Genomic DNA, 12017 nt, shown 5'->3' with positions numbered 1-12017 from the left:
TTCGGCGGGGCCCATCTTTTTGGTGCCGGGCGGCGTTTACGCCGGGTACGCGTGTGTTTGCGTCGCCTTGACCGTGGCCCAGATCTCCGCGCCCGGGTGCAGGTCGAGTTCGGCCGCGGCGACCGTGGTGAGGTCCGCGGCGAGGGGGAGTTCGCCGGTGAGGTCCGCGCGGATCTGGTCGCCGTGGGTCTCCAGGCCGGCCACTTCGCAGCGCCAGAGGTTACGGGCGCTGGAGCCGGTGGGGCGGTCGCGGTAGAGGGTCACGGCGGACGGGGGGAACGCGACGAAGGCCTCTCCTGCGAGGTCCTCGGTGGTGGTGATGTCGGGGCCGGCCTCCAGGTGGACCGTGTGGCCTTCTGCCCGGCCCTTGTAGAGGTTCAGGCCCACGAGCTGGGCGATGTAGTCCGTACGGGGGTGGCGGGCGATGTCGGACGGGGTGCCCTCCTGGACGACCTGTCCCTGCTCGATCACGACCAGGCGGTCGGCCAGGACCATCGCGTCCAGGGGGTCGTGGGTGACCAGGACGGCGACCGCCTCGAAGTCGGCCAGGTGACGGCGGAGTTGGGAGCGGACCTCCAGGCGGGTGCGGGCGTCCAGGGCGGCGAGGGGCTCGTCGAGGAGGAGCAGGCGGGGATGGGTGGCCAGGGCGCGGGCCAGGGCGACGCGTTGGGCCTGGCCGCCGGAGAGGCTGCGGGGTTTGGCTGTGGCGTGGTCGCCGAGGCCCATGCGGGCCAGCCACTCGGTCGCCTGCCGGCGGGCCTCCGCCTTTGTCGCGCCCTGGCAGCGGGGGCCGAACGCGATGTTGTCCAGGGCCGTGAGGTGGGGGAAGAGGAGGTAGTCCTGGAAGACGACGCCGACGGGGCGGGATTCGGGGGGCGTGCGGTCCAGGTCGGTGCCGTCGAGACGCAGGTGGCCGGCGGTGAGGGGAGTGAGGCCGGCGAGGGCGCGCAGGGCGGTGGTCTTGCCCGCGCCGTTGGGACCGAGGAGGGCCACCACCTCGCCGGGGGCTGCTGTGAGGGTGATGTCGAGGTGGAAGGTGGGGTGGGTGACGATCAGATGGGCGTGGAGGCCGTTGGTGCCAGGTGCGGATGGCCCCTGTGGGGACTTGGCGCCGTCGGCGGCTGTGGGGCGGGGGTTCTTCATCAGATCTTCGTCCAGAGATGCTCGTCGGCGGACCGACATCCAGCCGTGTTCATCACGACGCCGTCATCCAGCGGTCCCGCAAGCCCGCCAGTACCGCGATCGATACCGCCAGGAGCACCAGGCTCAGGGCGATCGCCGCTGCCGGGTCGCTCTGGAGGGCCAGGTAGACCGCGAGGGGCATGGTCTGGGTGCGGCCGGGGAAGTTGCCGGCGAAGGTGATCGTGGCGCCGAACTCGCCCAGAGCCCGGGCCCAGGCGAGGACCGCGCCGGCCGCGATGCCCGGCGCGATCAGGGGGAGGGTCACCCGGCGGAAGGCCGTGAAGCGGGAGGCGCCCAGAGTGGTGGCCGCCTCCTCGTAGCGGGGGTCCGCCGCGCGCAGAGTGCCTTCCACGCTGATGACCAGGAACGGCATCGCCACGAAGGTCTCCGCGACGATGACCCCTGCCGTGGTGAAGGGGAGCGTCACGCCGAACCAGGAGTCCAGCCACTGGCCCACGATGCCGTTGCGGCCCAGGGCCATCAGGAGGGCCACGCCGCCCACCACCGGAGGCAGGACCAGTGGCAGGGTCACCAGGGCGCGGACCAGTCCGCGGCCGGGGAAGTCGGTGCGGGCCAGGAGCCAGGCCAGGGGGACGCCGATCAGGAGACTGAGGGCGGTCGCGGCCGTGGCGCACACCAGGGACAGGCGTAGCGCCTGCCACACCTCGGCGCTGGTCAGCTGTTCCGGGAGGGTGCTCCAGGGGGCCCGGACCAGCAGGGCCACCAGGGGGAGGATCAGGAACGCCAGGCCCAGCAGGGCCGGGATGAGGAGGGGCAGCGGTACGCCCTTGAACGGCTGCCGGCCGCGGCGGCGTCGCGGACCGCCCTTGAGGGTGTCCGCGGCGCCGGTCCCGCCGAGGGACGTCACGGCTTGAGGAACCCGGCCGCGGTCAGGACCTTCTGGCCCTCGGCGGACCGGACCAGCTCGATGAACGCCTTCGCCGCGGTGGCGTTGGGGGCGTCCTTGAGCAGGGCGATCGGGTAGTCGTTGATGGCGTCGGCCGACTCGGGGAAGTCCACGCCCTCCACCTTGTCACCCGCGGCCTTCACATCGGTCCTGTAGACCACCGCGGCGTCGGCCTCCTTGAGCTCGACCTTCGTCAGCGCGCTCTTGACGTCCTGCTCGTAGGAGACGGGGGTGAGCGCGAGGCCGCCGGCGTCGAGGGCCTTCCGGGCGGCGGCACCGCACGGCACCTCCGCGTCGCACAGCACGACCTTCAGGCCGGACTCGGTGAGGTCCTTGAGGGAGGAGATGTTGTCCGGGTTGCCCGGCAGGGTGGCGATCTCCAGCTGGTTGCGGACGAAGGTGGCGGGCGTGCCCGTGGCGTCCCCCGCGTCCGTGACGATCTTCATCGTCTTCGGGCTGGCGGCGGCGAACACGTCGGCACCGGCCCCGTTCGTGATGCTGGCGGCCAGGGTGTCGCTGCCGCCGAAGTTGAAGGTGACCTCAGTGCCGGGATGCGCCTCCTCGAACTCCTTGCCCAGGGTCGTGAAGCTCTCCTTCAGGGAGGCCGCGGCGAAGACGTTCACCGTGCCGGACGGCTTCGTCGACCCGGAGGCCGAGGTGCCGGAGTCCGCGGAGTCGGAGTCCGAGGAGGAGCAGGCGGTCAGGGCCAGCAGCGCGGCGGCTCCGGCACCGGCCAGCCGCAGGGTGCGGCGGGTGCGACGGGTCCGGCGAGCGGAACGGGTCATCACGGTCTACTCCTCTACGTGCTTCAGACAGGGGCCTGCCGAAGATCCTGCGGCGATGATACTGCCGCATATGCAAGGCATGAGTCCTCTGTCGCATCGCATGAACTAGGTGCATCGCGGATTGGGGTCGCATGTGCGTTGCTACGGGACTACCCGGGTCTGAGAAGCCTGGAGGGGGCTCAGGTGCGGTCGATATGCACGTTTGTCGACTTCACGCGGGCCGTGGCCTCCATGCCGACCTCCAGGCCCAGTTCCTCGACGGCCTCGCGGGTCAGCAGGGAGACCAGGCGGTGCGGGCCGGCCTGGATCTCGACCTGGGCGGCGACGTCACCGAGCTTGATCGCGGTGACGATGCCGGGGAAGGCGTTGCGGGCCGAGGTGTACGACGGCTCCTCGTCGCCGGTGTCGCCCCTGGCCAGCTCGACGGAGAACGCGGCCAGGTCCCGGCCGTCGATGAGCCGGCGCCCGGCCTCGTCGCGGTGGGTCGTCATCCGGCCCGCGTCCGCCCAGCGGCGCGCGGTGTCGGGGCTCACGCCCAGGAGTCGGGCCGCCTGGCCGATCGTGTACGACTGCATGCGGATCACGATAGGGGCAGCAACGGGGAACGGAGGGTGCGGGGTTGAGCGTTGGGTATAACGCGATATAGCTTTAGTTCGGCATCGGGGATCGGAGTGAGGGCATGTCGGGTGAGTTGGCGCGGGGTGGCGGGGGCGCACCGGTCGGGCTGAGGGCCTCGCATGCGGACCGGGAGCGGGTGGTGGACACGCTGCGTATCGCGGCGGGGGACGGCCGGCTGACCGCAGAGGAACTGGACGAGCGACTGGAGGTCGCCCTGTCCGCGCGCACCCTGGGGGAGCTGGCCGGGCTGACGGCGGACCTTCCGGCGGACGCGGCCGGCGAGGTCAAGGACGTCGTCCGGATCGAGCAGCAGGGCGGTTCGGCCGTGCGCGGCGACGGGTGGGCGGTACCCCGGCGGCTGGAGGTCCAGTCCTCCTGGGGTGACGTGACGCTCGACTTCACCGACGCGGTGATCACGTACGACACGCTCCATGTCGACCTCGACATGCGGGGCGGGACGCTGCGGCTGGTCACGCGGCCCGGCGTCGTGGTGGAGACCGACTCGCTCGTCGTCGAGTACGCCCAGGTGAAGACGCGTCCCGCCGGTGACTCCGGCACGCCTGTCGTGCTGCGCGTGGAGGTCGGCGGGCGGCTGAGATACGGCAAGGTCGTGGCCCGGGGTCGGCGCGGGTTCCTCAGGAGATCCCGGACGCCCTGAGCACCGACAGGGCGCTCTCGTCGTCGATCTCCCGGCCGAGGTGGCGCAGGGCGTCCGTGCTCTGGCGCAGAGTGCCGTGTTCGAGCGAGTGGCGTACCCCCGTGTCCAGTTCGTGCCAGAGGAAGGGATTGGCGATCAGGACACGGGGGTCGCACTCCAGGCGGTTGCCGTGGGTGTCGCGGAGGATCAGATGCGAGGAGATCCGGCCGTAGAGCTGTACCGATACCAGGGCGTCCGTGTGGACCCGGTGGTGGCCTGCGAGGCCCTGTACTTCCAGCCAGCCGGGTCCCGCGGTGATGCGTTGGGGGAAGAGGACCGCGAAGACCGTCGCGGACAGGGTGAGCCAGAGCAGGGCCCGGGTGAGGGTCACGGTGCCCATGTCCCAGTCGACGAACAGGGTCAGGGCGCCGAAGGTGAGGGCGAGGCCCGCCGCCAGCCGGACGGTGCCGCGCCAGTGGCGGTCGTCGGCCGTGGGTGGGGGGTTGCTCCGTCCGCTCGGTCGCATGAGTCGACGGTAGGGCGGGACCGGGGTGGGTGTGCCGCCACTGACGGTGCTCTGACGTCGTTCCGTTGAAGATTGACGCGATTTCTCTGGCAGTGCGCGTGCCGGTGTGGTGTGGGCATCCGGACTTTTCGTACGTACGTCAGCCCGTGTGCACCCTCGGGCGGCGGTCCCTGTCCGGTTCTGCCTCGCGGAGGACCTCTCGGGTGACGGGGGCCACCTCGCCCTGGCCGAAGAGGAGGAAGCGGAGGAAGTTGGCGAAGGGATTGCCCTCGGTCCATTCGAAATAGATGTGGGGGGTGCAGCCCGTCGTGTCGCGGACGTGGAGCAGCAGCGCGGCCAGGGCGTTGGGGATCGAGGAGGACTCCAGCGTCAGGATGCGGTAGCGGTCGTGGAGGACCTCCCCGCGCACCGTCAGACCCGCCTCGAACTCGGAGGGGTCCAGGACCGTGACCTCCACGAAGACGAAGTCCTCCTGGCCGGGGATGTCGTTGTCCTCGCGGATCTGCTCGATCTTGTCCCGGTACTCGGCTTTGTCGCGCTGGTCGGGCTCGTTGGCGATGAAGCGGATCTTGCGGCTGGCGATGTCTCTGATGAAACGTTCCGCCATGGGATCGAGCGTCACGCTCGTCACGCGGAGCTCGAAGGCCCGGGCCAGGCGGGAGAGCAGGGAGACCAGGATGATGCCGGCGATGAAGCAGGCGCCGATCTTCACGCCGTCCGGGCGCTCGATGACGTTGACGACCGTGGTGTAGAGGAACACCGCCGAGATGACGGCGAAGCCGATGGTCCAGTTGCGCTGGCCTGCCTTGCGGGCGGCGATGGTCACCGCGATCGCGGCGGAGATGATCAGGACCAGTACGCCGGTGGCGTAGGCGCCGCCCTGGGCATCCACGTCGGCGTCGAAGATCCAGGTGACCAGGAAGGCGATCAGGGTGAAGACGATGACCATCGGGCGGACGGCCCTGGCCCAGTGCGGGGCCATGCCGTAGCGGGGCAGGTAGCGCGGCATCAGGTTCAGCAGGCCGGCCATCGCGGAGGCGCCGGCGAACCAGAGGATGGCGATCGTCGAGACGTCGTAGACCGTGCCGAAGGCGCCACCCAGGTACTTGTGGGCGAGGAAGGCGAGGGCGCGGCCGTTGGCCTGGCCGCCGGACTCGAACTCCTTCTCCGGGATCAGGAGCGTGGTGATGAAGCTGGTGGCGATCAGGAAGCAGCTCATGATCACGGCGGCGGTGGTGAGCAGCTTCTTCGTCTCGCGGATCCGGCCGGCCGGGTTCTGCTCGGTCTCGCCGGGGTCGCCCTTGACGTGCGGCATGACGGCGACGCCGGTCTCGAAGCCGGAGAGGCCGAGGGCAAGCTTGGGGAAGACGATCAGGGCCACGCCGATCATCACGAAGACGTTGCCGTGCTCGTTGGTCAGGGCGGTCGACCAGTCGGTGACCACGTGTTCGGCGGTGATGACGTGCCAGAGGCCGACGAGCACGACGACGACGTTGAGCGCGAGGTAGATGCCGACCAGGACGACCGCGACGCCGATCGCCTCCAGGAAGCCCTTGAGGAACACCGCGCCGAGCAGGGCGACCAGGATGAGGGTGATCAGCAGCTGTTGGTCGTGCAGGGCACTGTTCAGGTGCGGGTTCTCGACGAGGTGGGTCGAGGCGTCGGCGGCCGACAGGGTGATGGTGATCAGGAAGTCGGTGGCGGCGAAGCCGAGCAGGGTGAGGACGAAGAGCTTGCCCTTCCAGAAGGTGAGCAGGCGCTCCAGCATTGCGATCGAGCCCTGGCCGTGGGGGCTCTCCTCGGCCACGCGGCGGTACACGGGCAGCGCGCCCGCCAGGGTCACGATCACCAGGACGATGGTCGCGATCGGGGAGAGCAGACCGGCCGCGAGGGCCGCGATGCCGGGCTGGTAGCCGAGGGTCGAGAAGTAGTCGACGCCGGTGAGGCACATGACCCGCCACCACGCCCGGCCCTCCGGCTCCGGCTGGGGCTCCGTGGGCCGGGCCGGCCGGCCGTGGTCGCCCTTGCCCATGTCGGACAGGCCTTCCAGCATCCAGGCGCGCAGCCGACTGGGCGGCGCGTGTTCGGTGGTGGCCATCGGGGCTCCTGTGCGGCTCAGCGTACGGTTCCGGCCATCAGCTGGACGGCCGCATCAGCGTAAGCGGAGAGTGACGTCAGGGCCCATGGATGAGAGGGCTGGGGGCGTCAAGCTTCCGTTAAGACTGGCTTCGGGGAGGTTCGCGCACCGCAAGTGGGGAGCGTAGGGACTGTTTCGGGGGATCGCGTCGGAGTGAGGGCTGAGGGGGGCGGGGCGGCGGCAGCGGACACTCAGCGTCATGTCGTACGTCTGCGCGCGGAGCGATTCCTGGCGGGACGGCATCCGCGGCGGGGGCGTGGGGCTGGGGCCCCGGTGTCTTGTCGCCGGCCCCGTGGCCACCTACAGTGCCACTCCGTAACGTTCGCCAGATCATCCGAATGTTTCGCCTTGGGCGACGCTCGAAGGGGCTGCCGCACATGCGGACGTACGGCAATTCTGTGATCGGAGGTTCCTTCCCGGCCGAGTCCGTGCCGGACGGGGGAGGGCTGCTGTGCCTCGTCAACGTCCTCTGCCGGAAGGGGCAGTTGGAGGTGCCGGACAGGTCGGGCCCCGACCGAGCCGAGACCCGTCCGCGCGGGTACTTCCCGTCCTCCCTGTGCTGGGCCGCGAGACGTTCCTGACCCCGGTGTAGTTGGGCGGCACGACTGCCGGTTCGTGGCCCGGCTGGGACCCATGAAGCACATCACTGCCACAACGAGGTCGCCGGGGGCGAGGCGGCCGTGTTCGCGCTGCGGGCGGTGGAGTCGGGAGTTCGCGCAGGCGGCCCCGGCCTTGTGCCCGAGCCGCAGCCGTGGTTCCGGAAAGCGTCGGAAACTCTCGGTCCGGGCCGATCGGTGCCGGGCGGCCCGGACACCGGGGAAGTCGGCCTCAGATTCACTGCGTACAAGGGGTTGCCACCGTTTGGCAGCTGTCTCTAGGGTGCGGCATCAACGAACCTTTCTGGATCAACTCCGAAACTTTCGGTCCAGCGGACGGGCGCAGACGCCCGTCCCGTACCCAAGGAGCACACCATGGGCGACCCGGCACTGTCCCGCCGCGGCTTCCTGGCGGCGTCCGCCGCGGCCGGTCTGGGCATGACCGCACTGAGTGGCTGCGGTGACTCGGATGATGAGGGGTCGTCCGACGGGACGACCACCATCGAATGGTGGAACATCTCCACCACCGAGCCGTCCAAGAGCGTCTGGGCGGCCCTCGCCAAGAAGTTCGAGGCTCAGAACCCCAAGGTCAAGCTGAAGATCGTGCAGCTGGAGAACGACGCCTACAAGTCGAAGATGACGGCACTGATCGCCTCCGGGAAGCTCCCCGACATCTTCCACACGTGGGGCGGCGGCGTCCTCAAGCAGCAGGTCGACGCGGGCCTCGTCGAGGACCTCAGCGACCGGACCAAGCCGTGGTCCGACAGTCTGCTGAAGGTGTCGAAGGAGGCCTACCTCATCGACGACAAGGTGTACGGCATCCCGTTCGACATCGGCATGATCGGCTTCTGGTACAACAAGGCGCTCTTCAAGCAGGCCGGCATCACCGAACCCCCCACCACCTGGGGCGCGTTCCTCGAAGCCGTCAGCAAGCTGAAGTCGAAGGACATCACCCCCATCGCGCTCGCCGGCAAGGAGAAGTGGCCCGGCATGTACTACTGGGCCTACCTCGCGATGCGCACCGCCGGTGCGAGCGCCCTCCAGAAGGCCTACGACGACAAGGACTTCACCGGCCCCGAGTTCATCCAGGCGGGCGCCCACCTCAAGACCCTCGTCGATCTGGAGCCGTTCCAGAAGGGCTACCTCAACGCCGCCTACTCCACCCCGACCGGCCAGGCGGCCACCGTCGGCAACGGCAAGGCGGCCATGGAGCTCATGGGCCAGTGGGCCCCGAACGTGCAGGCCGACTCCGGCAAGGGCCTCGGGAAGGACCTGGGCTTCTTCCCGTTCCCCGCGGTCGAGGGCGGCAAGGGCACCATCACCGAGGTGTTCGGCGGCGGCGGTGGGCACGCCCTGCGCCGGGACGCCCCGCAGGCGGCCGTCGACTTCCTGAAGTTCTTCGCCTCCGAGGCCACCGACCTGGAACTGGTCAAGAAGACCGGCACCCTCCCGGTGGTCCCCGGCGCCGAGAGCGCCATCACCGACCCCAACATCAAGGCCGTACAGGCCCAGTTGAACGCCGCCACCGGCTTCCAGCTCTACCTCGACCAGGCGTACGCCCCCGCCGTCGGCCAGGAGGTCAACGACAGCGTGGCCGCGCTCATCGCCGGCTCCAAGTCCCCCGAGCAGGTCGCCCAGTCGATCACGAAGTCCGCGAAGGAAGAGCAGTAGCAGGCGATGACCTCCACGTTCCTCGCAGACAAGCGGAGCGGCGCCGGCGCCGAGCCCCCGCCCCCGGACACCGTCAGGGCCCGGGGGCGGGCCCGGCGGCGCGCCCTCAACTGGCTCACGGCGATGGGCTTCCAGCTGCCCGCCCTGGTCCTCTTCACCGGGCTCGTGCTGCTGCCGATGCTGTTCGCGCTGTACGCCGCCTTCTTCCGCTGGGGCGGCTTCGGGATGCCCGAGGACTACGTCGGCGTCGACAACTTCACCGACCTCTTCGACAACCCGGTCTTCCTCGGCGACCTGTGGCGCTGCCTCGTCCTGGTCGTCCTCACCCTCGCGATCCAGCTGCCGTTCGCGCTCGCCATGGCGGTCCTGCTCAACCAGCGGCTGCGCGGCCGGGCCGTCTACCGGATGCTGTTCTTCGCGCCCTACGTGCTCTCCGAGGCCATCACCGGCGTGCTCTTCAGCATGGTGTTCGCCCCGGACGACGGTCTGGCCGACCATCTCCTCGGCAGCATCGGCCTGGACAGCCTCGGCGGCGAGTGGTTCGCCGATCAGTCGTATGTGATGGCGACCCTGTTCATCGTCATGACCTGGAAGTACTTCGGCTTCCACATGATGCTCCTGCTGGCCGGACTCCAGTCCGTCCCGCGGGAGTTGACCGAGGCGGCGCTGATCGACGGTGCGAGTGCCTGGCAGCGCTTCCGCAGCGTCACCCTGCCGCTGCTCGCGCCCACCATCCGCATCAGCGTCTTCCTGGCCGTCATCGGCTCGATCCAGCTCTTCGACCTGGTGTGGGTGATCACCCAGGGCGGCCCCGACCACCACTCCGAGACCATGGCCGTGACCATGTTCCAGTACGGCTTCAAGCGCTACCAGGTCGGCTACGCCAGCGCGATCAGCGTGGTCATGTTCGGGATCTGCCTCGTCTTCGCCCTCGCCTACCAGCGGTTCGTGCTCCGCCGCGACCTCGAAGGGGCCACCACCACGATGAGGGGGGCCGGGAAATGAGCCGCAGGAACGCCCGCACGTTGCCCTTGCACCTCATCCTCGTCGCCGTCGGCGTCGTCATGCTCGTCCCCCTGGTGTACGCCGTCCTGTCCGGCTTCAAGTCCACCGACGAGCTCTCCAGCAACCCCTTCGGACTGCCGAAGCGCTGGCTGGGGAGCAACTACACCGACATCCTCGGCGGCAGCGATTTCTGGAAGCTGCTCGGCAACAGCACGCTGATCGCGATCGCCACGACCGTGCTCGTCGTCGCGGTGTCCGCGCTCGCCGCCTTCTCCTTCGCCCGGTTCGCCTTCCGGGGCCGGGAGGTGCTGTTCACCTTCTTCACGATGGGGCTGATGTTCCCCTTCGCGGTGGCCGCCCTGCCGCTGTTCCTGCTGCTGCGCTATCTCGGTCTGCTCGACAACCCGCTGGGCGTGATCCTGCCGCAGGCCGCGTTCGGGCTGCCGATGACCATCATCATCCTGCGCGCCTTCTTCCGGGAGATCCCCGGCGAACTGGAGGAGGCGGCCACCCTCGACGGGTGCAGCTCCTTCGGCTTCTTCTGGCGGGTGCTGCTGCCCATGGCCCGGCCCGCGCTCGGCACCGTCTCGGTGCTCGCCGTCGTCACCAGCTGGAACAACTTCATGCTGCCGCTGCTGGTGTTCACCGACAACACCTGGTGGACGCTGCCCATCGGCGTCCAGCAGTTCCAGGGCCAGTACTCCGCGGAGTACGCCCGCGTCTTCGCCTATCTCGTCCTCGCGATGGTCCCCGCCCTCGCCTTCTACTCGGTCGCCGAGCGCCAGCTCGTCGGCGGCCTCACCGCCGGCGCGACGAAGGGATGACCGGCGCCGGACGTCCGTACGGCTCGCCACCACACCCGCACGTGAGGAGTCGCACCATGCACAGGAACCGTCTCAGACTCGTCGGCGCCCTCGCCGTCGCCCTGATGGCCGCCGGGGTCGGTACCGGTGTGCCCGCCCAGGCGCACGACAAGCCGACCACACTCGCCGACCTCGCCCAGCGGCACGGCCGCTACTACGGCAGCGCCACCGACAACCCCGAGGTCGTCGACGAGCCCTACAAGGCGATCCTCGGCAGCGAGTTCGACATGATCACCCCCGGCAACGGCCAGAAGTGGTACGCCACCGAACCCCAGCAGGGTGTCTTCGACTTCTCCCAGGGCGACGAGATCGTGAACCTCGCTCGCGCCAACCACCAGCGGGTACGCGGCCACACCCTGGTCTGGCACAGCCAGCTGCCCGACTGGCTGACCAGCCGCGAGTGGACGGCGACCGAGCTGCGGGCCGTGCTGAAGAAACACATCCAGACCGAGGTACGGCACTACCGCGGCAAGATCTACGCCTGGGACGTCGTCAACGAGGCCTTCAACGAGGACGGCACCTACCGCGAGACGGTCTTCTACAAGACCCTCGGCCCCGGCTACATCGCCGACGCCCTGCGCTGGGCCCACCAGGCCGACCCGAAGGCCAAGCTCTACCTCAACGACTACAACGTGGAGGCGGTCGGCCCCAAGAGCGACGCCTACTACAAGCTGGCCAAGGAGCTGAAGGCACAGGGCGTCCCGCTGCACGGCTTCGGCCTCCAGGCGCACCTCGCGCTCCAGTACGGCTATCCGACCACCCTCGAGGACAATCTGCGGCGCTTCGCCAGGCTCGGCCTGGACACCGCGCTCACCGAGGTCGACATCCGGATGATCCTGCCCGCGGACGAGACCAAGCTGGCCACGCAGGCCCAGTGGTACCGCGACCTGACGAAGGCCTGCCTCGCGGTGCGGCGCTGCGTCGGCATCACGCTCTGGGACTACACCGACAAATACTCCTGGATCCCGGCGTTCTTCGAGGGCCAGGGCGCGGCGCTGCCGTGGGACGAGCAACTGCAGCCCAAGCCCGCCTACTTCGCGATCAAGGAGGCGCTCAAGAAGTAGCGGTGCGGCGATGAGACGCCCGGCGG

11 protein-coding genes are annotated in these 12017 nt (G+C 69.5%); 5 read left to right on the top strand and 6 right to left on the bottom strand.

Annotation, left to right across the window (positions count from 1 at the left end; genetic code table 11):
- Positions 1 to 36: 36 nt before the first annotated feature.
- From OG381_RS10130 to OG381_RS10115, 4 genes are all read right to left on the bottom strand, one after another.
- Complete coding sequence (locus OG381_RS10130; protein ID WP_327715802.1) at positions 37 to 1143, bottom strand: ABC transporter ATP-binding protein; 1107 nt, start codon at positions 1141 to 1143, stop codon at positions 37 to 39.
- 52 nt (positions 1144 to 1195) lie between these two features.
- Complete coding sequence (locus OG381_RS10125; protein WP_327715801.1) at positions 1196 to 2050, bottom strand: ABC transporter permease; 855 nt, start codon at positions 2048 to 2050, stop codon at positions 1196 to 1198.
- Positions 2047 to 2874: a molybdate ABC transporter substrate-binding protein gene (gene modA, locus OG381_RS10120; protein ID WP_327715800.1), complete on the bottom strand. Its 828-nt coding sequence runs from the start codon at positions 2872 to 2874 to the stop codon at positions 2047 to 2049. Before modA ends, OG381_RS10125 begins: the two co-directional genes overlap by 4 nt.
- A 179-nt stretch (positions 2875 to 3053) precedes the next feature.
- A complete protein-coding gene (locus OG381_RS10115) occupies positions 3054 to 3449 on the bottom strand; it encodes a TOBE domain-containing protein (protein ID WP_307033489.1) in 396 nt (131 codons plus the stop codon).
- Positions 3450 to 3553: 104 nt separating this feature from the next.
- Here OG381_RS10115 and OG381_RS10110 point away from each other — a divergent pair, with 104 nt between their 5' ends.
- Positions 3554 to 4150 (top strand): DUF1707 SHOCT-like domain-containing protein, encoded by a 597-nt coding sequence (locus tag OG381_RS10110; protein ID WP_327715799.1) that lies wholly within the window; start codon positions 3554 to 3556, stop codon positions 4148 to 4150.
- Here OG381_RS10110 and OG381_RS10105 read toward each other — a convergent pair.
- Complete coding sequence (locus OG381_RS10105) at positions 4128 to 4655, bottom strand: hypothetical protein (RefSeq protein ID WP_327715798.1); 528 nt, start codon at positions 4653 to 4655, stop codon at positions 4128 to 4130. The genes OG381_RS10110 and OG381_RS10105 overlap by 23 nt on opposite strands.
- A 139-nt stretch (positions 4656 to 4794) precedes the next feature.
- Positions 4795 to 6753: an amino acid transporter gene (locus OG381_RS10100; protein WP_327715797.1), complete on the bottom strand. Its 1959-nt coding sequence runs from the start codon at positions 6751 to 6753 to the stop codon at positions 4795 to 4797.
- 1010 nt (positions 6754 to 7763) lie between these two features.
- Between OG381_RS10100 and OG381_RS10095 the strand changes: the two genes are divergently transcribed.
- The 4 genes from OG381_RS10095 to OG381_RS10080 are packed head-to-tail and all read left to right on the top strand — an operon-like array spanning position 7764 to position 11991.
- Positions 7764 to 9059: an extracellular solute-binding protein gene (locus OG381_RS10095; protein ID WP_327715796.1), complete on the top strand. Its 1296-nt coding sequence runs from the start codon at positions 7764 to 7766 to the stop codon at positions 9057 to 9059.
- A gap of 6 nt (positions 9060 to 9065) precedes the next feature.
- The gene (locus tag OG381_RS10090; RefSeq protein WP_327715795.1) at positions 9066 to 10064 is read left to right on the top strand and encodes a carbohydrate ABC transporter permease; all 999 of its coding nucleotides are present in this window, start codon (positions 9066 to 9068) and stop codon (positions 10062 to 10064) included.
- Positions 10061 to 10888, top strand: coding sequence for a carbohydrate ABC transporter permease (locus OG381_RS10085; RefSeq protein WP_266832744.1), 828 nt, complete (start codon positions 10061 to 10063; stop codon positions 10886 to 10888). The genes OG381_RS10090 and OG381_RS10085 overlap by 4 nt, the downstream gene beginning before the upstream one ends.
- A 56-nt stretch (positions 10889 to 10944) precedes the next feature.
- Positions 10945 to 11991 (top strand): endo-1,4-beta-xylanase, encoded by a 1047-nt coding sequence (locus OG381_RS10080; RefSeq protein WP_327715794.1) that lies wholly within the window; start codon positions 10945 to 10947, stop codon positions 11989 to 11991.
- Positions 11992 to 12017 lie beyond the last annotated feature (26 nt).

It is taken from the genome of Streptomyces sp. NBC_00490, assembly GCF_036013645.1.
Taxonomy (GTDB): domain Bacteria; phylum Actinomycetota; class Actinomycetes; order Streptomycetales; family Streptomycetaceae; genus Streptomyces; species Streptomyces canus_F.
The sequence above is the reverse complement of the archived record's forward strand: the minus strand, read 5'-3'. Positions and strand labels throughout refer to the sequence as shown.

Coding starts and splice junctions, on each gene's coding strand:
- OG381_RS10130 (WP_327715802.1), bottom strand. CDS start 1,143: ATGAAGAACCCCCGCCCCACAGCCGCCGACGGCGCCAAGTCCCCACAG.
- modA (WP_327715800.1), bottom strand. CDS start 2,874: ATGACCCGTTCCGCTCGCCGGACCCGTCGCACCCGCCGCACCCTGCGG.
- OG381_RS10115 (WP_307033489.1), bottom strand. CDS start 3,449: ATGCAGTCGTACACGATCGGCCAGGCGGCCCGACTCCTGGGCGTGAGC.
- OG381_RS10110 (WP_327715799.1), top strand. CDS start 3,554: ATGTCGGGTGAGTTGGCGCGGGGTGGCGGGGGCGCACCGGTCGGGCTG.
- OG381_RS10105 (WP_327715798.1), bottom strand. CDS start 4,655: ATGCGACCGAGCGGACGGAGCAACCCCCCACCCACGGCCGACGACCGC.
- OG381_RS10100 (WP_327715797.1), bottom strand. CDS start 6,753: ATGGCCACCACCGAACACGCGCCGCCCAGTCGGCTGCGCGCCTGGATG.
- OG381_RS10095 (WP_327715796.1), top strand. CDS start 7,764: ATGGGCGACCCGGCACTGTCCCGCCGCGGCTTCCTGGCGGCGTCCGCC.
- OG381_RS10090 (WP_327715795.1), top strand. CDS start 9,066: ATGACCTCCACGTTCCTCGCAGACAAGCGGAGCGGCGCCGGCGCCGAG.
- OG381_RS10085 (WP_266832744.1), top strand. CDS start 10,061: ATGAGCCGCAGGAACGCCCGCACGTTGCCCTTGCACCTCATCCTCGTC.
- OG381_RS10080 (WP_327715794.1), top strand. CDS start 10,945: ATGCACAGGAACCGTCTCAGACTCGTCGGCGCCCTCGCCGTCGCCCTG.